This is a genomic window from Rhizobium tibeticum, assembly GCF_900110205.1.
Classification (GTDB): domain Bacteria; phylum Pseudomonadota; class Alphaproteobacteria; order Rhizobiales; family Rhizobiaceae; genus Rhizobium; species Rhizobium tibeticum.
Map to the genome: position 1 here is coordinate 1 of NZ_FOCV01000046.1, position 20277 is coordinate 20277.

19 protein-coding genes and 4 pseudogenes are annotated in these 20277 nt (G+C 61.3%); 8 read left to right on the top strand and 15 right to left on the bottom strand.

Annotated features, from left to right (window positions below; translation table 11 throughout):
* The first annotated feature begins 9 nt into the window (after positions 1-9).
* Entirely contained in the window at positions 10-318 is a 309-nt protein-coding gene (locus BSG20_RS30340; RefSeq protein WP_072381432.1) for a WGR domain-containing protein, read from the top strand.
* A gap of 173 nt (positions 319-491) precedes the next feature.
* The gene (locus tag BSG20_RS39010; RefSeq protein ID WP_420884137.1) at positions 492-755 is read left to right on the top strand and encodes a thermonuclease family protein; all 264 of its coding nucleotides are present in this window, start codon (positions 492-494) and stop codon (positions 753-755) included.
* Between the two features lie 33 nt (positions 756-788).
* On the opposite strand, the gene BSG20_RS36755 is transcribed toward BSG20_RS39010, so the two are convergent.
* The 5 genes from BSG20_RS36755 to BSG20_RS30360 all read right to left on the bottom strand — a co-directional run bounded on the left by BSG20_RS36755 (position 789) and on the right by BSG20_RS30360 (position 4175).
* Positions 789-962: a hypothetical protein gene (locus BSG20_RS36755; protein ID WP_167371633.1), complete on the bottom strand. Its 174-nt coding sequence runs from the start codon at positions 960-962 to the stop codon at positions 789-791.
* 258 nt (positions 963-1220) lie between these two features.
* The gene (locus BSG20_RS36760) at positions 1221-1391 is read right to left on the bottom strand and encodes a hypothetical protein (protein WP_167371632.1); all 171 of its coding nucleotides are present in this window, start codon (positions 1389-1391) and stop codon (positions 1221-1223) included.
* Between the two features lie 314 nt (positions 1392-1705).
* A complete protein-coding gene (locus BSG20_RS30350) occupies positions 1706-2020 on the bottom strand; it encodes a DUF736 domain-containing protein (protein ID WP_072381430.1) in 315 nt (104 codons plus the stop codon).
* A gap of 135 nt (positions 2021-2155) precedes the next feature.
* Positions 2156-2479 (bottom strand): DUF736 domain-containing protein, encoded by a 324-nt coding sequence (locus BSG20_RS30355; protein ID WP_072381420.1) that lies wholly within the window; start codon positions 2477-2479, stop codon positions 2156-2158.
* Positions 2480-3032: 553 nt separating this feature from the next.
* Positions 3033-4175: an IS110 family RNA-guided transposase gene (locus tag BSG20_RS30360; RefSeq protein WP_072381418.1), complete on the bottom strand. Its 1143-nt coding sequence runs from the start codon at positions 4173-4175 to the stop codon at positions 3033-3035.
* 510 nt (positions 4176-4685) lie between these two features.
* Between BSG20_RS30360 and BSG20_RS36765 the strand changes: the two genes are divergently transcribed.
* A complete protein-coding gene (locus BSG20_RS36765; protein WP_167371631.1) occupies positions 4686-4859 on the top strand; it encodes a hypothetical protein in 174 nt (57 codons plus the stop codon).
* A gap of 22 nt (positions 4860-4881) precedes the next feature.
* Here BSG20_RS36765 and BSG20_RS30370 read toward each other — a convergent pair.
* Positions 4882-5184 (bottom strand): annotated as a pseudogene (locus tag BSG20_RS30370) (zincin-like metallopeptidase domain-containing protein); the annotation flags it as partial.
* 147 nt (positions 5185-5331) lie between these two features.
* On the opposite strand from BSG20_RS30370, the pseudogene BSG20_RS30375 reads away from it, so the two are divergent.
* Together BSG20_RS30375 and BSG20_RS30380 are read left to right on the top strand one after the other, a co-directional pair.
* Positions 5332-6214: pseudogene (locus BSG20_RS30375) on the top strand (tyrosine-type recombinase/integrase).
* Positions 6215-6224: 10 nt separating this feature from the next.
* Positions 6225-7419, top strand: a pseudogene (locus BSG20_RS30380) (IS91 family transposase).
* Positions 7420-7644: 225 nt separating this feature from the next.
* On the opposite strand, the gene BSG20_RS30385 reads toward BSG20_RS30380, so the two are convergent.
* Genes BSG20_RS30385 through BSG20_RS30400 form a run of 4 tightly spaced genes read right to left on the bottom strand, consistent with a single transcriptional unit; the run spans position 7645 to position 10608 of the window.
* Positions 7645-8418, bottom strand: coding sequence for a tyrosine-type recombinase/integrase (locus tag BSG20_RS30385; RefSeq protein WP_072381416.1), 774 nt, complete (start codon positions 8416-8418; stop codon positions 7645-7647).
* Positions 8415-9362, bottom strand: a complete 948-nt coding sequence (locus BSG20_RS30390) for a tyrosine-type recombinase/integrase (protein WP_072381414.1) — start codon at positions 9360-9362, stop codon at positions 8415-8417. Before BSG20_RS30390 ends, BSG20_RS30385 begins: the two co-directional genes overlap by 4 nt.
* Positions 9359-10210, bottom strand: coding sequence for a tyrosine-type recombinase/integrase (locus BSG20_RS30395; RefSeq protein ID WP_083540033.1), 852 nt, complete (start codon positions 10208-10210; stop codon positions 9359-9361). Before BSG20_RS30395 ends, BSG20_RS30390 begins: the two co-directional genes overlap by 4 nt.
* Entirely contained in the window at positions 10207-10608 is a 402-nt protein-coding gene (locus BSG20_RS30400; RefSeq protein ID WP_143147555.1) for a hypothetical protein, read from the bottom strand. Before BSG20_RS30400 ends, BSG20_RS30395 begins: the two co-directional genes overlap by 4 nt.
* A 304-nt stretch (positions 10609-10912) precedes the next feature.
* On the opposite strand from BSG20_RS30400, the gene BSG20_RS30405 reads away from it, so the two are divergent.
* From BSG20_RS30405 to BSG20_RS30415, 3 genes are all read left to right on the top strand, one after another.
* Positions 10913-12022, top strand: coding sequence for an epoxide hydrolase family protein (locus BSG20_RS30405; protein WP_072381410.1), 1110 nt, complete (start codon positions 10913-10915; stop codon positions 12020-12022).
* A 321-nt stretch (positions 12023-12343) separates the two neighbouring features.
* Positions 12344-13798, top strand: coding sequence for an MFS transporter (locus BSG20_RS30410; protein WP_072381408.1), 1455 nt, complete (start codon positions 12344-12346; stop codon positions 13796-13798).
* Between the two features lie 40 nt (positions 13799-13838).
* On the top strand, positions 13839-14540 hold the full coding sequence (locus tag BSG20_RS30415; protein ID WP_072381406.1) for a helix-turn-helix transcriptional regulator: 702 nt from the start codon (positions 13839-13841) through the stop codon (positions 14538-14540).
* A 337-nt stretch (positions 14541-14877) separates the two neighbouring features.
* On the opposite strand, the pseudogene BSG20_RS30420 reads toward BSG20_RS30415, so the two are convergent.
* The 5 genes and pseudogenes from BSG20_RS30420 to BSG20_RS30445 all read right to left on the bottom strand — a co-directional run.
* Positions 14878-15508, bottom strand: a pseudogene (locus tag BSG20_RS30420) (ArdC family protein); the annotation flags it as partial.
* A gap of 289 nt (positions 15509-15797) precedes the next feature.
* Positions 15798-16385, bottom strand: a complete 588-nt coding sequence (locus tag BSG20_RS30425) for a hypothetical protein (RefSeq protein ID WP_072381428.1) — start codon at positions 16383-16385, stop codon at positions 15798-15800.
* Between the two features lie 767 nt (positions 16386-17152).
* Entirely contained in the window at positions 17153-17497 is a 345-nt protein-coding gene (locus BSG20_RS30435) for a hypothetical protein (RefSeq protein ID WP_177309908.1), read from the bottom strand.
* Complete coding sequence (locus BSG20_RS30440; RefSeq protein ID WP_083540030.1) at positions 17497-18393, bottom strand: DUF7007 domain-containing protein; 897 nt, start codon at positions 18391-18393, stop codon at positions 17497-17499. The genes BSG20_RS30435 and BSG20_RS30440 overlap by 1 nt, the downstream gene beginning before the upstream one ends.
* Before the next feature lie 90 nt (positions 18394-18483).
* Positions 18484-20232: a ParB N-terminal domain-containing protein gene (locus BSG20_RS30445; protein WP_072381402.1), complete on the bottom strand. Its 1749-nt coding sequence runs from the start codon at positions 20230-20232 to the stop codon at positions 18484-18486.
* Between the last annotated feature and the right edge of the window lie 45 nt (positions 20233-20277).

Below are 20277 nucleotides of genomic sequence, written 5' to 3' on the forward strand. Positions count from 1 at the left end.
TTCTCGGTCATGATCGCACAGCCCTACCAGCTCTATGTCGAACGCAAAGACCGCGCCAAGAACATGGCACGCTACTATGCCATGTCGATCGACTCCAATCTCTTCGGCGAACTTTGCCTCACCCGGCGATGGGGACGGATCGGCAGCAAGGGCCAGACATTGATCCACCACTTCGAGCGGGAGAAGGATGCGGTTGCCCTCTTCCTGGATCTGACCCGACAGAAGCGCGCCCGCGGCTATCGAGCGAGATCGGCAGCAACGCGCGAATCTGATAGTTGCGCTTCATCTACCGTCATCGAGCTTGGGGCAATCACGTGAAATCATTTCTGACAGGCGCCATCTCGGCCGCTGTTCTACTAGGGGCTATATCCTCTGTCCCGTACGTTGAAGCCGCACAGTCCGGTCAACCAGCAAAGTACCCGAAATGTACGTCCGGCGCCCGTTACAACTGTGTCGTCGACGGTGATACGCTGTGGATTAACGGCCAGAAGGTGAGGGTTGCCGATATCGACGCCCCGGAGATCAGCACGCCGAAATGCGCGTCGGAACTGGCCCTTGGCGACAAGGCGACAGAACGGTTGATCGAGCTCGTGAACGAGGGGCCATTCCAACTTCAAGCCTGGCTAGGCCGTGATACGGATCGTTACGGCCGCAAGCTTCGGGTTCTCGTCCGGGATGGACGAAGCCTCGGCGATCGGTTGGTCTCAGAGGGTCTGGCACGAACGTGGTCAGGTAGGCGCGAGCCCTGGTGTTGAGAGACCGACCCGCCGCAGCGGGTCGGTGGCGCCTTACCGGCGCCTGTTCCAGTCGGACTCGAAGTTGACCTCGATGTCGATGAAGAACGGGATCTTGATCGCGAGCTGCAAGCCGAGCTTTCCTTTCCGGAAGAAGTGACCGATGACCTTGCCGAGAGTGCGCAGACGGCGGCCGGTGGCGGTGAGGTATTTTGCGAGCTGTTGCATGATGGATCTCCAATGATTGCGTTTCATCGCGGGGATGAGATGCGGATCGGGAAGGAGTGCTGCATCGGAACGACCGCAGCGAAGCGGAGGACCTGAGGACGGCTGAATTCTGGCTCGCGAGGAAGCCGAAGGCGGGGGAAATTCTGACGGCATCAGGTTGCGGCACGACGCTCGAGACGCACCATCCCTGATGTCGATGAAATGGGATCACAGGAGAACCGCGACAGTCGACGAACACGCAGCCGCGTCGGTCGCTCCTCAGTATGGAGGCTCCCGATCGACGGTCTCGTTTTGCAGGGCGACGGCCGCCGCAAGCTCCGCCTGAGCGACATCCAGTTCTATCTCGATCTGCCGACGCTCGCCAGCGTCGCAAGCGTTACGAAGTTCGGCCCGCAGTTCCTCGATCTCGATTTCAATGTCGTAGGTCATCGTCTGATCTCCTTGAGTGTGAAAGACGACGTCAGCGGCCGGGAGAGGATGGCGGGGTCAGGGATCGCGACAGCGACCGGCAGGGCCGGGGAGTGGGGGAGCCGATTTTCGGAAGGTGCCTAGGCGGCTGGAGAAAATTGGGGAAACCGCTCATCCTTGAGGCCGTCATGCGCGAGCGGCACGCTCCGGTTTCTGAGCAGCTATCCCTCCCTCTCGTGTGGCAGCAAAAAAGGCCGGACCAGGCTCGAAGCTTGATCCGGCTTTAGATTTTCGGAGAGCTTATGGCCCCGCCCTTTCGGGCGGGGCTTGGATCCTCAGTCTTTGTTCTGGCGGGACCAGATCAGCTGGAGTTCCTTTTCGCCTTCGACTTCCGTCAGAGTTGCGTAGATGGAAGCGGGGAAGCTCGGGTCATCGAGCTTGACCGAGAGGTAATCGCGGCCCGTCTGCTCCGAGTGCTTCTGCCAGGCGGCGCCAATTTCAACGGCTCCTGCTGCGTAGATCCGGAAGTGCGGGCCCTTGTCAGAAGGGTTTTCGACGCGGTTGATGCGAGCCTTGACGTTGAGGTTGAGTGTCTTGATGGTGCCGGTGAAGCCGTCTTCGGTAGAGGTGAAAGTGCCGATGGTAGCCATTGTCGTATTCCTTTTCGCTGTTTCGGGCCGCTCCATTGCGGCCTCATATGAGGAGCCACTCGTCAAGCTGCTGTTTCGAGCGGCGGTGGGAGGTTTTCGTGACGCCCCAGTTGCGGGGCGTCACATCGAGAGCGGTCAGTCGCCAGAGCGGCGGTTCGGCCGAGACCAGATGAGGCTGAAGGCCTTGCCATCCTCGTCTTCGACCAGATTGGCGTAGAGCGGAGCGGTAAAGCTAGGATCGTCGAGTTTGAGACCGAGGTAGTTGCGTCCCTCATTGGACTGCTTGGACCAGGCGGCTCCGATTTCGATGCGGCCGATGAAAACGCGGTGACTGGGAGCGTTTTCGCCGCTGGAGCGCGTATCGGATACGATACGGACGTTTTTGGTCTGGAGGGAAAGAGTGACGATCTCGCCGCTGAAGTCGTTGGCGGATTTTTGGAAGGTTCCGATGGTAGCCATTGTCGTTCTCCTGACTGGGTTGCCGAAGCCGCCCCTTGCGGCCTCGATAGCGGTCGCGAGGCGCCGATCTGACCGACTGCATTCCAACGGGACCGCAGCGCTAGCGCAGGACGGCGGAAGGCGGACTTGTTGCCTCGCGAGGAATGCGGCGAAGCCGCAGGGGAAGAAGTTCGCCGAAGCCGTTGCAGGATCAGGACAGATTGGCGTCAGACCCGCCTGAAGAGAGGTCGCAAGGGGCCGCTTCCGGACACCGTCTCGCGAGAACGATGCTGGACAACGGTCTTCCAACCATGAGCTGGCACTGGTGGCGGATCGGAGTTCGCCTTTTGAACCTATGGTCTGAGCCCGTTTCCTGATCCGCGCCCAGCACGTATCAACCTCATATCCGGTCGCCGTTCCAACGGCCGCACCACAATCCCGCCTTCGGCGGCTAGGGCTCAGGAGGACGAGACCATTCTCGATGACGGCGTTTCAAGCCAGGCCGCAATTCGGTCGTCCACCCGGTTCCGGCGAGGCTGATCAGGCCCGTGCCGAACTGTATGGGCTTAAAGGGTCATGCTCTCATCACGGCGCCCTCGATTACGACACCGGCGCTGGCGTACTTCCACAACGCCACAACCAACTTCCGCGCTAGTGCCGTGATCATCACCTTCTTGAAGCGGCCACCATTTTGCGCGACCCGCTCATTGAACCAACGACTGAGCGTTGATGCGGGCTGGTGCCTTAACCAAAGCCAGGCCATCTCCAATAGGGTCGATCGAAGCCGAGGATTCCCGGACTTGCCGATGCCCTGTTCCCGATCGATGGATCCGCTTTGCCAAGGCGTTGGCGCGAGCCCCGCGTACGCGGCGACTTGCCGCCGGTTGTCGAAGCGTCGGAACAAGCCTTCACCCCAAAGGACCGCAGCAAACTCAGGCCCAATGCCGATGACCTTCGACAGCAAAGCCACTTCGCGAGCAGATTGCCGTTCGTCGGCAAGCATGTCGTCGCGCTCTGCCTCGACATCCTTGATCTTCTCAATCAGCAGCCCCATGCGGGCCAGCTCGCGCAGAACTTGCCGCTTCATATGTAGCGGCAGAACCCGCCCATCGCCCGTACGAAGGGTCTCCAGCTGCTCATGTCGATCCCGCCGCAGGGGATCGTAGCCGGTGATGCCCTGTGAGAAGAGCAGCCCCTTGATACGATTGCTGTGTCGGATCCGCTCTTCCATCAGAACTTTCCGCTCCCGGACGATGCGACGGCGATCTTCTTCATTGGGGGTCGGCACGCGCAACATCGAGCAAACCCGCGGCTCTCCCCGTTTGAATGCAAGCAGCGCGCGGATCAAACTCTCGCCGTCTAACCTATCAGTCTTCACCCGCCGTTTGCGGCGTGATGTGGCGATAGAGGCGGCATCAACGACATGGCTCTCGTAACCTTCCGATATTAGTGATCGGTGTACCCAAAATCCGTCGAGGCCGGCCTCCTCTATGATCACAAATGGGTAATCACGGCCGGTTCGGTCGTGTGTCTTTCGGCGCAATACATTGAGTTGTGCAAATAGAGCAGCGATGTCGCCTCCGGCGACAATGTGGCGAGATAGCTTCTCACCGGCGCCCGGTGACATTGACGTTAGTAGCCACGTCTTTTTGCTCAGTTCGATCGAGGCAAAGATCGCCCCGAGTTCCCTTTGAGGAATACCAGCTTGCGACACCATCCTGCTCCCTTCCGCAACGGCGTTGATGTCAATCAGATCAGAACAGATCGCCGCCCTTACTCATAGGATCTCGATGGCAGTCGCAAAGGCCGGGGACGATCGAACCGCACCCGTAGGGCCGAAACATCGTGAAGGGCGGCGTGGAGAGGCTTTCTTGTTCGCGAGGAATGACGGCGACCTGGGGCCCCGCTCGACCTGTCGAGTGGGGTGGGTTCCGGCAGGGGATGAAAGTTTCGGAGCGCCGTTGCGGGAATACGAGCGAGGCGTAGCCGCTCTCCGGCCAGACATGCCCCATCGAGCCCGCGAATGGAGCCCTGTTGTCAAGGGAAAGGGATATGGCAATGGCGGCCCGCACCCGGAAATCCCAGCGAACGGCACCAGCTGGGTCGGCAATCTTTCATAGCTACGACTAAGATATGCACATTCCTCGAATGACGTCCGACCAAGGTCCGCTTGCGAGACGAACTCCCCGCGATAGAGTTGCCCCGCGAATCATCGCCTGGAGGATTTATGGCAAAGCAAACGAAACCGTTTATCGTCGAAATCAAGAAGTCCCGGAAGCTGAAGTCTTCCGCTCCCAAGCCGTCGATCTGGGGAAAGTTGGACCTGAGCACTACGGAAGATCTGGCTCCCACTGACACGTCGACAGAGCCGGCCACCACCGAGAGCGGCGACCGACTGTAAGTTGATTTGAAGCTTCAAGCGCTCAAGCAGCGTCTCGAATGTTGGCCGCCTCCGGCTGTAGTCCGTGTAGAAATGCCGTACCGCGCTGCGCATGGGCAGCCGCCTGGAAGATCGCCCGCTTGTCGTCGGCCAGCACCTTCAACCAGGACTGAAGGTACGAAGCGTGATCGGGCCTCGGCTCAACTTCGGGGACAATCCCGAGGTCAGCACACAGAAAGCAACTGCCGAGCTCGGCAATCAGTTCTTCGCGGGCCCGTTCGCTCTTATCCTTGGCATAGCGCGACAGGTCGCGGCCGACGCGGCTCTCGGCCGCTGTCCAGTGCGTCTTATGCCGACATCGGCATAAGACCCATTGGACTAACCCGCTCCGCTACGCCGGAGCGGCAAGGAGGTCATGTATTCAGTAGGAGCCCCAACTGCGCGAGGATGCGATGGCTGTTTTCAGCCATTCCATCGCGCACAGGAGCTCATCATGACCCCACTTCGCCAGCGCATGAGCGAGGACATGCAGGTGCGCAATTTCTCGCCCAATACCCAGCTCTCGTATCTGCAACAGGTGTCGCTGTTCGCACGACACTTCGGCAAGTCGCCGGACTTGCTCGGCCGCGAGGACGTCCGGACCTATCAGGTCTATCTGGCCAACGAGAAGAAGCTGGCGCCGGGCTCGATCCACATCGCCATTTCGGCGCTGCGCTTTCTCTTCAATGTGACCCTCGAGAGGGACTGGGCGCCTGAAGAGGTCCTGCCGTTTCCCAAGAAACCACAGAAACTGCCGATCATCCTCAGTCCGGAGGAAGTGCAGCACTTTCTCGGCTGCGTGCTCGATCTCAAACATCACGCCATCCTGACGACGTGCTATGCCGCCGGCCTGCGCATTTCGGAAGCGGTGCACCTGAAGCCCACGGACATCGACAGCCAGAGAATGGTCGTCCGTGTCGAGCAGGGCAAAGGTCAGAAGGACCGCTATGTGATGTTGTCGCCCAAGCTCCTGGAGATCCTGCGCGATTATTGGAGGATGCGGCGGCCGAAGGAATGGCTCTTCCCCGGAGATCGCGCCGGCCAGCCGATCACCAGGGATGCAGTGGGGCAAGCCTGCGCGAAAGCGCACAACCTCTGCCGCTTGTCCAAACCGGTGACGCCGCACAGTTTGCGGCACGCCTTCGCCGTCCATCTCCTGGAGGCCGGTGCCGACGTGCGCACCATTCAGCTGCTGCTCGGTCACCGCAGCCTCGCGACCACCGCCCATTACTCTGCGCATCGCCACCAACAAGGTCTGCGCCACCTCGAGCCCCTTCGAGCTCTTGCCACGTCCAGCGCCCCCCTTGCCGCCGCCCGCCAAGCCTGAGTACTTCTGAGCTCGCGCCGATGCCCCGTTCGGGGCCGGAAGTGGCGGACATATTCCGTCGCTACGGCGAGGCCTATCGTGCCCAGCACACATCGCTGTCGACCGCGCAGCGCCGTGTCATGACGGCGATCTAACTGTGCCGCACCGCCGCGCTCGGCGGGCACGTCGAAGCGTGCGATCAATGCGGTCACCGGCGCATCGCCTTCAACAGCTGCCGCGACAGGCATTGTCCCCGCTGCCAATCGCTGGCCCGTGCGCAATGGCTGGAGGATCGTCGCGCCGAGCTGGTCGACACACAGTACTTCCACGTCGTCTTCACACTGCCGGAGACCATTGCCGCGATCGCCCATCAGAACAAGGCGCTCGTCTACGGCCTGCTCTTTCGCCACCGGCGAGACGCTGCGCACCATCGCCGCCGACCCCAAGCATCTCGGCGCCGAGATCGGCTTCTTCGCCGTGCTGCACAGCTGGGGGCAAAATTTGCTGCACCATCCGCACCTGCACTGCGTCGTCCCGGGTGGCGGGTTTTCGCCGGACGGCACGCGATGGATCGCCTGCAAGCCCGGCTTCTTCCTGCCGGTCCGCGTGCTCTCTCGCCTGTTCCGACGCTTGTTTCTGCAGCACCTGGAGAAAGCCTTGGACGGCGGCAAGCTGCAGTTCTTCTCCGACTTGCAGCGCCTCAACGAGCGCAACGCCTTCCGGCGCTATCTGGCGCCGCTGCGAAAGGCCGAGTGGGTGGTCTTTGCCAAGCCGCCCTTCGCCGGGCCCGAACAGGTGCTCGATTACGTCGGCCGTTATACGCACCGCGTCGCCATCTCCAACAACCGCCTCGTCGATATCAAGGATGGCGCGGTGCGTTTCCGCTGGAAGGATTATCGGCACGGCGATCGGCAAAAGGTCATGACCGTCTCCGCCGACGAATTCATCCGCCGCTTTCTGTTACACGTCCTGCCCGAGGGCTTCCATCGCATCCGCTATTACGGTTTCCTCGGCAATCGCTACCGCCAACAGAAGCTTGCCCACTGTCGCGACCTGCTCGGCATGCCGGTTCCCGAGCCATCAGAGAGCCAAGCTCCGAAGGAGTACCGTGACCGTTACGAGGAACTCACCGGGCGTTCCCTCAGGCAATGCCCGGCCTGTCGTCAAGGGCAGATGATCACCATCGAAACCTTCGACGGCGTCAGCGGACCCTCGCAATGCTGGGATACGTCATGAAAGAACCACACTGCTTTCATCGTCGCCGCATCGCGCCGTTCGGCCGGCAAACCGGGCCGGCCCCGCCAAGGTGTGTGCCGTCCTGTCCGCCAGTTGCTCCCGGAAGGCTACAGCGTCAATCGTAGCCCTTATCGAACCCGGATCCGCGCTGCTTTCGTCTCTCCGCGCTCCGCAACCGCCGCGTCAACACCGCCCGACGATGCCTTTTCCTTGGATGGGTACCATTCAATACCCATAGAACCCCCGTCGCGCCCGCGGCTTAGCCCAACACGTTTTTGGCGCACCGTCGCCATCGGCCTCTTCCACGGCATCGCGGCTCAGGCGATCTCCGCGGTTGCTCGCGAACAGGACCTCTGTATCGGCGCCGACTCGCTCCGAAAGCCAAGCCCGGAGCATCTTGGCACAGTCTTTCCTGAGTGGGGTTGCTCGCTTCTTCCGTCCCTTGCCCAGACATCGGACGTGTGCACCGGTTCCAAGTACGACATCACCGCAGTTTAAATTGATCAGCTCCGACACCCGAAGGCCCGTCTGCAGAGCGAGCAAAAGGAGGGTTTGATCGCGTCGGCCACTCCAGCCCGAAGGGTCAGGCGCGGCGATGAGCGCTTCGATTTCCGTCCGTGTCAGATAATCGATCGTCCGTTTCTCGTGCCGCTTTGACGGCATCGCAAGGACACGCTGACAATGATGCAAAAGCTGCGGTTCGTTGACGGCAACATACTTGAAGAACGACCGGATCGCTGACAGGCGCGTGTTGCGGCTGCGCGCGCCGTTTCCCCGGGCGGTCTCGATTGAACTCAGGAAGCTGCCAACGAGATCCGCGTCGAGATCGGCGACCTGGAGATCCGTCGGCTCCCGCTTGATCTGGTCGGCGGCGTACTTGAGCAGCAAACGGAACGTGTCACGGTAGCTTGCGATCGTGTTAGGGCTGGCGTGAAGCTGAGTCGCAAGACGTTCCGTGAAGAAGCGCTGTACATAGATGGGGAGCGGATAAGTCTTCATTTTGCACCCGGCTCCAAAATGGACCGTTCCGCGCGGTCGGCAGCCAGTTGTAGGAGCTCCGGCACTGCTTCAATGTACCAGTAGGTGTGCTCGGGGTTGGCGTGCCCCAGATAGGTGCTGAGCTTGACCATCTCGCGGTCGGGATCAAGGCCCTTTCGGTACCAATCGATCAGCGTGCGGACAGCAAAGGTGTGCCGGAGATCGTGAATGCGCGGACCGCGCCCGTGGCGGGTAAAGTCCTGTGGCTCGCGAAGGCCAATGCGCTGCGATACCTGGGCGAAGTTATAGCGCGCACCACAATCGGTTGGCCGTTCGCCGCCCTCAAAGCGGAAGAACGCTGTGGAGCCGGTGCGAGGGATGCGGTCCCGCTCGGCGCTGTAAGCGCGTAGCCGGTCAGCGGCGCAAGTCGCTATCGGGACAAAACGTGACTTGCCGTTCTTTCCGCGCCGCACGGTAAGCACCGCGGCACCGAGATCGACATCCCCCTCGTCGAGCCCGATCGCCTCGCTGACGCGTAATCCCGTGACCGCGATCAACCCAAACAGCGTAGAACAGGTCCACCCGCGCAATCCGTAGGAGGAGGGAAGCCGCGCGGCTTCTGCCATGATCGCGGCAATCTGGTCAGAAGTGTAGATGTAGGGCCGCGATCGCCACTTCTTTCCGCAGATCAGGCCGGCCGGCGGAACTTCAGTGCGCGGGTCGACGCCCTGAAGCCAGTTCGCAAAGCCACGCACCATGCCGAGTCGGCGCGACCAAGTGTTGTTGTTAGCCGATCCGAAGTGCTCCTTCCATCGCAGGAACAGATCGGTAGTGATGTGGTCTGTGGCCTCGGCGTCGCCAAACTCGGTGAAGCGGCGCATCACACGTTCGTGGAAGGACAAATCAGCGCCAAGGCTGCGCCGTATGGCGAGATACTGTTCGAGGCGATCAGTGAGCGAACTCATCGGGCGCCTCCCGCAACCGGCCAAGCCTGCGCGATCGATCGCAAGGCTTCGATGTCGTGCTTGGCGTAGATCGTGGTCGTCATGCGGGAGCGATGCCGCAGAACGTCCCCGATTTCATCGAGAGAGGCTCCATTGCGAAGCATGTCGGTGGCAAGGCTGTGGCGGAGTAAATGGGAGCCGACGTATTTTTGCGGCGGCTTCAAACCGGTCTTTTCGAAGGCGTTGCGCAGGACGGTATTCAGGATCTGGGCATCTTCGAACGGCCGGTGCGGGATCTTGCTAGAGACAAACAGAACCCGCGACTCCCCATGACGTCCGTTTCTGATGTATTCGACGATGGCCTCTCCGACATCCGGCGGCAGCGGCATACGATCGTGCAGCCGCCCTTTGCCGCGGATCAGGATTTCGCCCGCTCGCCAGTCAACATCGTCGAGCCGGATCGCGATTACCTCGGGCGACCGCAGCCCAAGGCGAGCCATCAGCAACAGCATGGCGTAGTGCGGCGACCTACCGGATCGTTGGTGCGGACCGCTTCGACCAAACGTTGGACCTGGTCCGGTCGAACGTGGCGGGGCAAGTTCGCCGGCTGCACCTGCGCCATGCGCGGAATGCTGTTGGCCAGGTTGCGCGTCGTCTTGCCGCTCCAGATCAGGGAACTTGAACAGGTTGCGAAGATGCGTTGGTGGCGTCTTGTCGCGGTAGGGTCGCGAGCCGACCTTGAGCTGGCCGAGGAATCCCACGATGTCCTTAGGGGTGATTTCGTTCAGGTCGCCGAGCGCTTCCCCGAAGCGAAAGGCCATGAACCGTTCTAGGAAGCGCAGGCAGTGATAGATTGTTGCCTCGCTCAACGCACGTTGCTGGCGCAGATAGCTGTCGTATTCCTCGCGCAGGCGATCCAGAGCAGTTGGCTCCGTGGCGGGCTGTTCGGCAGGCTGGCCACGCCTGCATCGACAAGGTGACCGATGAACCGGTTGAGGCAAAACTTGGCGTAGGTGTGCGCGCTTCCATTGGCCTCCGCCAGCACGGCTTGCCGAAGGGCCTCCACTGCCGCCGCGTCGAGTTTCCCGGCGCTGAGGCCTCGCTTCTCGACCTCCGCACAGAATTGCGCGACGATCCGCTCATAGGTGCGCAGGGTGCAGCGCGCATAGCCTTGCGCCGTGAGGCCTTCCAGGAATCCCTGGCGGTAACGCGCGATCCAAATCGTCCTGACGTCCATTTCGCCAATTACCATTTCCCCTGAAGTCATAGTTCGCTCCTTTCGTTTCAGGTGAAAGGTGCGATTCCTGATTTCAGAAGGCCAATTCGCAAGCAAAATCGTCGAGAATCCCGGAGCACCCAATCGGGGAGGTACGCGCAAGGAACCGACCTCTTGTCGTTTACGAAGGGCCCTTCCAGTACCCATTGGTTGGCAAGCTCAGCGCGTGGTTTCATGGTGACAGAATCTGTCCCTATGTCGCGCTACCTTGCACACATCCCATCGATGGAGGCCACGCCTCTGCTTGAACACGGGACGCAACGAAGAGCCCGAATAGGGACAAGGAGATCAACTAATGCAACCATTTCAAACCACCGTACCCGATGACGTACTCGATGACCTTCGCGCACGACTTAACCGCACGCGCTGGCCCGATCAGGTCGAGGGGCAGAATTGGCGCCAGGGCACGGAACTCAGCTTCCTTCAGCGTCTGTGCGATCATTGGACCGAGCGTTTCGACTGGCGTGCGGCCGAGGCGCGCCTGAACGCGCTGCCGCAGTTCTACACGACGGTCGACGGCGTCGGCTTGCACCTGGTTCATGCCCGTTCCGAGATGCCAAACGCCGTGCCCTTGCTTCTACTCAACGGTTGGCCGAGCTCGATCTTCGAATATCTCGACGTCATCCCACGGCTGACCGCAGCGGGCTTTCACGTGGTGGCGCCCGCGCTGCCAGGCTACGGCTTCTCCGACCGGCCATCGGAACCCGGCATGAACGGCACCCGCATCGCTGCATTGTTCGCTGCGCTCATGGGCGAGCTCGGCTATGAGCGGTTCCTGGCCCACGGGAGCGACTGGGGCTCACTTGTCGTCGACCGGATGCGGCGCCAGCACGCGGACCGACTTCTCGGCGTTCACATCAGCAACGTGCACTCGAATTATCCGCCGCCGCAGGATCCCACGCCCGAGGAGCAGGCCTTTTTGGGCCAGGCACAGGGCTGGCAGTTCGCCGAAGGCGCCTATGTCATGATCCAAGGCACCAAGCCACAGACGCTGAGCTACGGTCTCAACGACAGCCCGGCTGGGCTCGCAGCGTGGGTCGTCGAGAAGTTCCGGGCTTGGAGTGACGGCGACATCGAACAGGCCTACGGACTCGACGGCCTGTGCGCTAACCTCACCCTCTATTGGGTGACCGAAACGATCGGCTCGTCAATGCGGCTCTACGCCGAGGTGTTCAGCGACCCGGGGATGCGTATGCCGCCCGAGCGGGGTGCCGTACCGGTAGGCGTGATTGTCTTCCCGAAAGACATCCTGCCGGCGCCGCGTGCCTGGGGTGAGCGCTGGTTCAACGTGGTGCACTGGACCGAGGCGCCTCGCGGCGGACATTTTGGTGCATGGGAGGAGCCCGAGCTGTTCGTGCAGGATTTGCGCGCCTTCGCCGACGGCTTGATTGGCGGCACTAGGTAATCCTCTACGTTCGCAAGCCCCGTCGAACCGTTACCTCGGCTGCCGGTTCGACGGCGACCACTGTACGTACCCAATGAGCGCGATTGCGCTTATCGGGTACGAACTTGAACAACAAGCTGACCTTCGGAAACGTAGTCGCCTCCTTCCGACGCCAATCTGCTGCTGACCTTCGACGGCTCGTCTATCGAGAGCTTCAACGTCAAGCCGCGTCGAGGTCGCGCCCGCTTCAGCCGACGGCACGATCCGCACTGATGGTCATCGCCCCGCCATATGTGGATACACGCATCGCGGCTCCAGACCAATCAAGGAGAAAGACTCAAAATGAATGAAGCCGTAATGAGCACGGAAGGAACCGCTTTCCACGCCGCTTCCGCATTTTCGCCCCGCCGTCGCACAATGGCACTGGTGGCTGTCGCTCTGGCCTTTGTCATGGACTTGCTCGACACCACGATCGTCAACGTTGCCATACCCTCGATCGGCTCAACGATCGGCGCCGGTAGTGCCGCGCTGGAGTGGATCGTGGCCGGCTACGCTATCGCCTTTGCGGTGCTGCTGATCGTCGGAGGCCGTCTGGGTGACAGTCACGGTTACCGTCGCATGTTCCTGATCGGGATAGCGCTGTTCACAGTCACCTCACTGGCCTGCGGCTTCGCACCCACTGCCATAGCGCTCCAGATTGCACGTCTGCTCCAGGGCGCTAGCGCGGCTCTGATGGTCCCGCAGGTTATGGCTTTGGTGCAGGTAATGTACCCGCCGGACCAACGCTATAAGGTCTACACGGTATTTGGATTTTTGGGTGGTTTTTCGGCCGCGTTAGGCCCGATCGTCGGCGGCTTGCTGATCGACGCCAACTGGTTTGACCTTGGCTGGCGGCTGACCTTCCTGATAAATTTGCCGATCGGTGTGTTCAGCCTCATTGCTGGGGCCATGCTGTTGCCGCGCGGACGTGGCGTGAACGCCGTGCCGATCGACTTGGGTGGCGCCTTGCTGTCAATTCTCGTATCGTTCGCCATTCTGGTTCCCCTGATAGAAGGGCCTGCACGCGGTTGGCCGCCGGCGCTGGTTCTGCTGTTGGCCACAGCCGTGCCGGTGGCCTGGGGCACCGGGCACTACCTGCGCTGGCGTGACGCCGTTCACCGCGACGCCCTCCTCAGCCCCGCGCTATTGAAACGAAGAAAGGTCGCCTTGGGATTGCTATGCACCTTGTGCATTAATCCGGTCGTACCGGGGTATTTGCTGGTCATGACCTTTGTCATGCAAACGGGCTTCGGTTTGTCGGCCTCGCAGATGGCGTATGCAAGCGCGCCGATCGCACTTGGCGCCATGGTCGGCCTCACTTTGCTGGGACCGCTGCTATACCGCCGTCTTGGCGTCCGGGTGCTAATGGTCGGCGTGGTGGTCACGGCAAGCAGCCTCTGCGTGACCGCCGTGTCCGTTCACGATGGTCATCTTTTGCACTGGGTGCTGCTTTTGGGCCAGTTCGGCATGGGCTTGGGAATGGGACTGAGCGGCCCGCAGCTTTCAAATGCAACGCTGCATGATGTCCCCATGTCCGACGCTGGAGTAGCCGCTGGCCTGCTGTCCGCGTTACAGCAGATCGCCGGCGCTGTGGGAGTGGCGCTGGCAGGCCTGGCGTTCTTCCATAGCGCGGATGGTGGCAACGACACGGCTCGCCACTATGCAGCAGCCTACCTGCAGACGCTGCCGCTGTTCCTCGGCTTGCTGGGCGCTGGCTTCTTCATATCGGAGAGATTGGCAGGCACCACGTCGAAGTAGCTCTCAAATCTGTTGGCATCATCCGTGATAGAGTTCCCGAATGTCCAAGAGCCATCGCCTATTCGACCTCATGCAGATTCTGCGCCGGCATCGCCAGCCGGTGGCTGGCCTCGACCTTGCACAGGAAAGCGGTGTTTCTCTGCGGACTATCCGTCGCGACGTTGCAACCTTGCAGGCTATGGGCGCAGACATTGAAGGGGAGCCAGGTGTTGGTTATGTTCTAAAACCCGGCTTCCTGCTGCCTCCCTTGATGTTCTTGGAGGAAGAACTTCACGCTCTGACGCTTGGCGCGGAACTGGTTCGTCAACAAACAGACGATAGCCTTGCTCTCGCGGCAAAGAACGCTATTGCCAAGATTGATGCTGTGCTTCCGGCTGAGCTGCGGCACCACGTCTATAACAGTGGTTTCCATGTCGGCGAGCGACCGCCGCAGCCTCAATCCTTCGACTTGGCAGTCCTACGACGGGCCATGCGTGAACAGCGCAAAGTACTCATTTGCTATCGTGATTTCAACAATGTAGCTACGAAACGCATTATCTGGCCGATCTCGCTGGGTTTTTTTGAGAACCGGCGTTTCGTCGCGGGCTGGTGCGAACTGCGGCAGGATTTCCGCACATTTCGTGTTGATCGCATTGAGGATGCAGATGTCGAGACCGAGCAATACCCAGGTCGACGACGGGATCTTGTCAAGCAGTGGCGGTCGCAGGTCGCGGATGAAAGCAATAGAAATGCGGCCACATAATCGTTCGAGTCGTCGCGGGAGTGCGGGTCGACGGATACCGGGTGCAAACCTTCTTAGGGCGGTTTTAGGTCAGAGCGCCGGTTCGGCCGCACGTCCGCTTTCGGTGAGGGAAGGACTTGAAGGCAATGGTCCGGAAAGGATCAATGAGTGAAATTCGTCCCGGCGAAAGAACTTGCGCTCCTGCGGGAATTCCCGCCTCCCACCTTCTGTGACTTTTGGCTCCGCCTGAATCGACGCCCGAAGTAAATCGCGCGCGTTTTTATGCCGAGCCCTTTCGCTGGAAACATCGCTTCTCCTACACTCCGAAACATTGGTGCGGCATAATCCGGAACCCGGCATAATGCGTCGCTTCATGGCTAAGTGTGGCATAGTAGCTTGCGGCGTCCTTGAATGTCTCGAAGGATGGCATCTGGATGACGTGGGGACCGGGCGCATAAAAAGCCTGATCTCCGCCGTGGCGGATCACCGCGCCGGTGCTGCGGAAAAAATGGTCCGCCTGCTCGATCCGTGCAACGGGATCGAGCACGATCTCCAGCCGGTTGTAGTAGTGCTCGGGCAATCCGTCGATCTGCTCTACGTTGAACACCGAGTAGGCCTTCAAGAACGGGATTTCTCGATCCAACTCACCGCCTTTTCCGTCCGATTCGGATTTGGTGAACCGACTGGCGAACACGACCGTCGATCCCGTTTCGCCCTTGCGAACGGCGGCGCCGAGTTCCAACGACTGCTTGAACGTCATCCACATCGACGAGGCAAAGCCACGCGACATCTGCTCTGACCAAAGCAGGAGAACGTTCATACCCGAATAGGGTTGGCCATTGTGCCGGAGCGGGCGGCTGATACGACTCCGTGTTCGCAGCATTCCAGGGCTTCATCCACGGGCGAACCGCGCTGGCGAGGTCCTCAATGATCCGATCGGTGATCCGGGAATAGATGTCGGTGCGCTGGCTTTCGACGTTCTTACTCATTTCTCATCTCCACTATTTGGAGCCGCGCCAATCGCGGCCCCGTCGCGGAGGCCAAGGGCAGGAGCCATGAGCCGACGGCTTGCACCGGAACGGCCGAAACGAAGTGGAGGACGGCGAAGCCGTTGCCTGACGTGGGCGGCTCCTGCAAGTCCGACGCACGAGACGGGCCGCAAGGGCCCGGTCAAATTCCTCTTTTCCTTTCTCTCCATCGAGAGCCAACATGAAAAAGCGCCGCCCCACGGAGGCGGCCCTTAGCGATAAGGGGCGGAGCGCACTCCGCCCCAGGGGGTCAGTCGAAAGCGGACATCTGGGCCGCGGCCGCCTTGCGATCCACGGAGCCCCTGGGGTTTTCGACCGGGCGATCGAACGGCTTCCAGCTCTCACCGACGATCTGCTTGTAGGCGGCGACGGCACCTTCGGCTGCCATCCGCAACGCGTGAGCCTGGATGCCCATGTCGGCGGCAAATTCCCGCTTGCGGTGTGCGGCACTATCGTAGCCGACGGGACCGTCGAGGTCCTCGTCGCGGGCATCGTTTGCCGCCTTGGCGGTGGCATCGCGTGCCTGGGTGACGGCGTTGCTGTAAAACTGGCCGGCCCCGTGGGCTGAGCCGACATAGGCGCCGACTATCCGCTGCAGGTGGATCTGCATGGCCCGGTCACCGAGGCCTTCGCTGAGAGCATCCGCGGTCTCGGTGATGAGCCGTTCGTGGAGATCTCGGATCCCGCCGCTGTCGATGACGACGGTCCCGAAGCTTTCGGCGATCTTGATCGCCTGGGCGCTGTCTGGGCAGGTGAGGCGGACCATTTCGACGGTGGCACCCTTGCGGAGCTGGACGACCCGGGCGGTCTGGCGAGGATTGGTGGCGGGCTTGGCCATGTCTCTTCCTTTCGAGCCGAAGCGGTTCCGGCCCCGTGCCGGCTTGCCCTTCGGTGCGGTCGACCCGAACCGGCGGAAGACGGGCGGTTCAAGGTCCGGGCCCGGCCAGGCCAAGCGGAGCCGATCTGCGAGCAAGAAGGGCAAACTGCCCTGCGAAGCCGAGCGGAGCTGCTCCGTGACGGATGGCGGGATCCGGCCGCCCCGCGGCGCGAAGCGGCCTTGAAACGGACGGCCGCTGGTTCAGACCGCAGCAAACCGAAGGACAAACCGTCACGGGGCCATCACCGGACACGACAGGGATATGGCTCCAGCCCGTTTTACTTTTCGCTTCTGCGATACCCTCGTGAGTCCGCTGCATTCCCGTCCGATTGGGTCTGCAATTCTGCCTTGGGCAACCGGTAGGATTGAAGCCATGTGGGACCATGGGTGTTACGAAGACCTCGCAAGATCCCGCCATCGTCATAAGGCGGTCCACCACCCATCCAGACATCGCTGAGGATGTTCTTCCAGCGTCGGCCATGCCTGGCGGCATACGCTCGTAGTGCAGTTTCCTGATCGTCGCTCAGGGCTGGCCATCGCTGGCGCCTGTTGGCAGCATGCAATTCGGTCCCGTTGCGCTGTGCGATCATCCGCTTGAGCTCGGCCACGCCCGCATCGAGGATGCTTTCCCTTCGAGATGATGAAACCGCAGCCAGAACGCAGTTCGCTCAGCATCGGAAGACCCGATACCGGCTTTGCGCTCGAGATGTCCTATTGTTGCCATGTCGTCAGTCCTCCCGACCCGCGCTCTGGTGTAAGCCGGCCGAGGATAAACGGTCCCGCAGCTCCGTGATCGCAGCATCCTGTCGAGCCAGCTTTCGCGAGAGTGCATCGACCTCGGGCTGACGCTCTGCAGTCAGGCCAGCAAGATTGGCGCGATAGCGCTCGAGCACCGTGCGGCCATCGGGCGCCTTGCCTCGCCGATACCCGCTTTGGCGCCTGGCAATCTGTGGCAGGATCGCCGTCATCCGACGGGTGATTTGCCGGTCTATGATTTGCAGCTGCTTTTGGGTCTGGCGCCGCGCGTCCTCCATACGAGACAGCTGAGTTTCGGGGGACATTACCGGTGCCATCATGCCGCCCTCGCGCTCCAACCGACGAAGCTCGACGGACCATCATAGGCGGCATGACGCGCGAGATCGATGACAAAGCCAAAGCGACCGCGCCTGCCATATTCATCATGAGGAACGAGAAAGCGACGCTCCTCTCGCTGGGATTCGCGATTGCCCCCTCTCGTGGCGAACACCTCAGTCATGCCGGAATGGTGGGAGGAGATGATCGCAGAAATCACGATCCAATCGTCAGCATGCACGCGGTCGAACTCCGCGCGATCCTTCGACCAGGATTCGCCGGCGCTGAGCTGACGGCCGCGAAGCTTCTCCCAATAATCAGGGAAGGTGTTTCGCGCAGCCTCATTGGCACACCGGCACTCGTAGCGGGTGAAGAGAGTCGGGAACGTCAAGGCGACAATGGCCCATTCGCAATCTTCCTCATACCAGCCACTTGCGCTGCGAACCGAGGCATCGACCTGAAGATTTCGATCGGGAGAAAGATGAAAGCCGCCATGGCCTGAGGTTGAGTGGCTGACAACTCCCTCGGCATAGATCGTCGCTAGCTGGGAGCCGCCCCATGGCGTGCTCGCCGACATGCGTGTCTGCATGCGGGAGAGGGCTGTGAGTTCCCGCAAATGCTCCGCGGTTTCGATTGCGCGGAGACGGAACGCCGCTTCGTCCGCCACTCGGCCATCGTGGCGGTAGAAATGGTGACGCCGCACTTCGGCTAACGGCTTGGTGATACGCCACGCACTCGCCAGAAACAAATTGTCGCTTCCGTTGGAAATAAGGCCAAGGAGGGTTTCGCCGATGCGTGCAACAGGAAATCCGTCGGCGCTTACACCGAACTCGACGTCATCGACGGCCGGGGACTTGGATGCTGGGTTTGTGGCGGAGGTCATTGAAGGTCCGTTCATGGTCGGGCTCCTTGTTTGAAGGTGCTGAAAACCAAACCGCCGCCAGGATGACCGGCGGCGGAGCGGAAGACTTGGAAATGACTGGTGGGATTACTCGGCCGCGATACCGTAGGCCGTTTCGTGGTCGTCGAGCGTTCCTGGACCGTCATCAGCGCCGACCATGTCGGAGACATCAACCTCGCCATGCCCGTCATTGGCGTCGATACCACCGGCGGTGCCATCGTCGGTCTCGCCCTCGTCCTGCAGGCTCGGTTCGTGATCAAGGTGCTTGAGAAGGGCGAGAACATCCGTTGGCTCCGGCGCAAACAGAGCAGACGGATGGACGAGGTTGGTATCGCCTTCGAAGTGGGTGACGAGAGTTGAGCGGGTCTCGCGGACGCGTGCGCGCGGTTCGACGCCGGCATCCTTAGCGACGGTTTCAAGGGCTTGACGCGACAGGGATGCGAGGAACTCCTCCGTGCCCATGTTCGGCAGATAGCTGTCCGCACCGATCGCCTCGCCGGCGACACGCGCCACGACGCCGCTGTTCGACATACCGCGCCGGCACGAGAGCACGTCGATCAGGGCTGCTCGCGCAGCGATCCGAACCGTATCCATGTCGAAAGACAGCCTGCCATCCTCGGTGAAGAGGCGAGCGGCATGGCGCCCGAAGCGCGCACCTCCATAGAGGCCGCCTTCTGCGCCGGAATCGACCCGCACATTCTGGCCGGCGAAGGCAAGGACAAGCAGCGCCATCAACATGTCGTCTTCGATCGGGGCACTGCTGAGGGCATCGTGCAGGGCGTCGGTGCGGAAATCGCCAATCATATCCTGACCCCTCTGGGTGACTTCAGGACGTGCCTTCGGTGTTGAACCAGTGTTGTCATTGATGGCGCCGTCGCTACCAGGTTCACTGCCGCCTTTCGCCTTGGCCGCCTCCGGCATGCGGTAGTGGACGGTCTGAACCTTGCCGTCGCGATCGAGATAGAGGGCTGCGTTATCGGATTTCGAGGGCTTGCCGTAGACCTGGTTCGCCTTCTTCGGCAGTTCCGGCTGGCCCCAACTGTTGACCTCGACGATCGCGCCGCGCTTCGGCAGATTGCTCGTCATCCATTCATGTTGGGCGCCGAGAAAGCTCTCGACGTCGGTCGTGTAGCGGCTGTCCTGGTCGGCCGGCGCGAAGAGATCCTCGACCCATTCGATGCCATAGGCCTCGCGCAGATCGTCGCCGAAGCTGGCATCCTTGGCATACATGCGCTTCTTGGTCAGCGCATTGGCGATCGACCACCAGGCTGCGGTATCGCCCTTCTTCGGCTTGTGCGCCTTCCAGACTTCCTTCTGTTCGACTTCGCCGGCGGCTGCAATGATCCGCAGCTGCTGCTCGGACGGCATGTCGCCCAGCGCCATCTGCTCAAGCATCGCAGGAAGAACGTTTGCAAGCAGACGCAGCTTGCGGGTCTGGCGAACGGGCAGCGCCAGCGCGACGGCGATCGCTTCCTCGGTCCAGCCGAGTGCTACCAGCCGCTCAATGCCGCGCCATTGGTCGACCGGGTTCAGCGCTTCGCGCACGCTGTTTTCGACCATCGAGCGCATGGCGCCGTTGTCGTTGGCAGCGTCCACGACAAGGATTTCGATTTCCTCGAGGCCGGCGGCGATTGCGAGGCGCACACGGCGATGGCCGGCATCGATGATGTAGCCATTGCCACCATCCGCTTCGGACGCAACGATCGGCGGCTGGACGATACCGACGGCCTTGATCGTCGCCAGCATCAGCGCATCGGCCTGCGGCGACGACTTCGTCTGACGCATGCGGTCGGGGTTTTCCTTCAGAGCGCGGGGATCCACCTTCTTGATCTGCATGGGACTGTCCTTTCGGGAGGTTTAGGAGCCGGCGCCTTGCCAGCC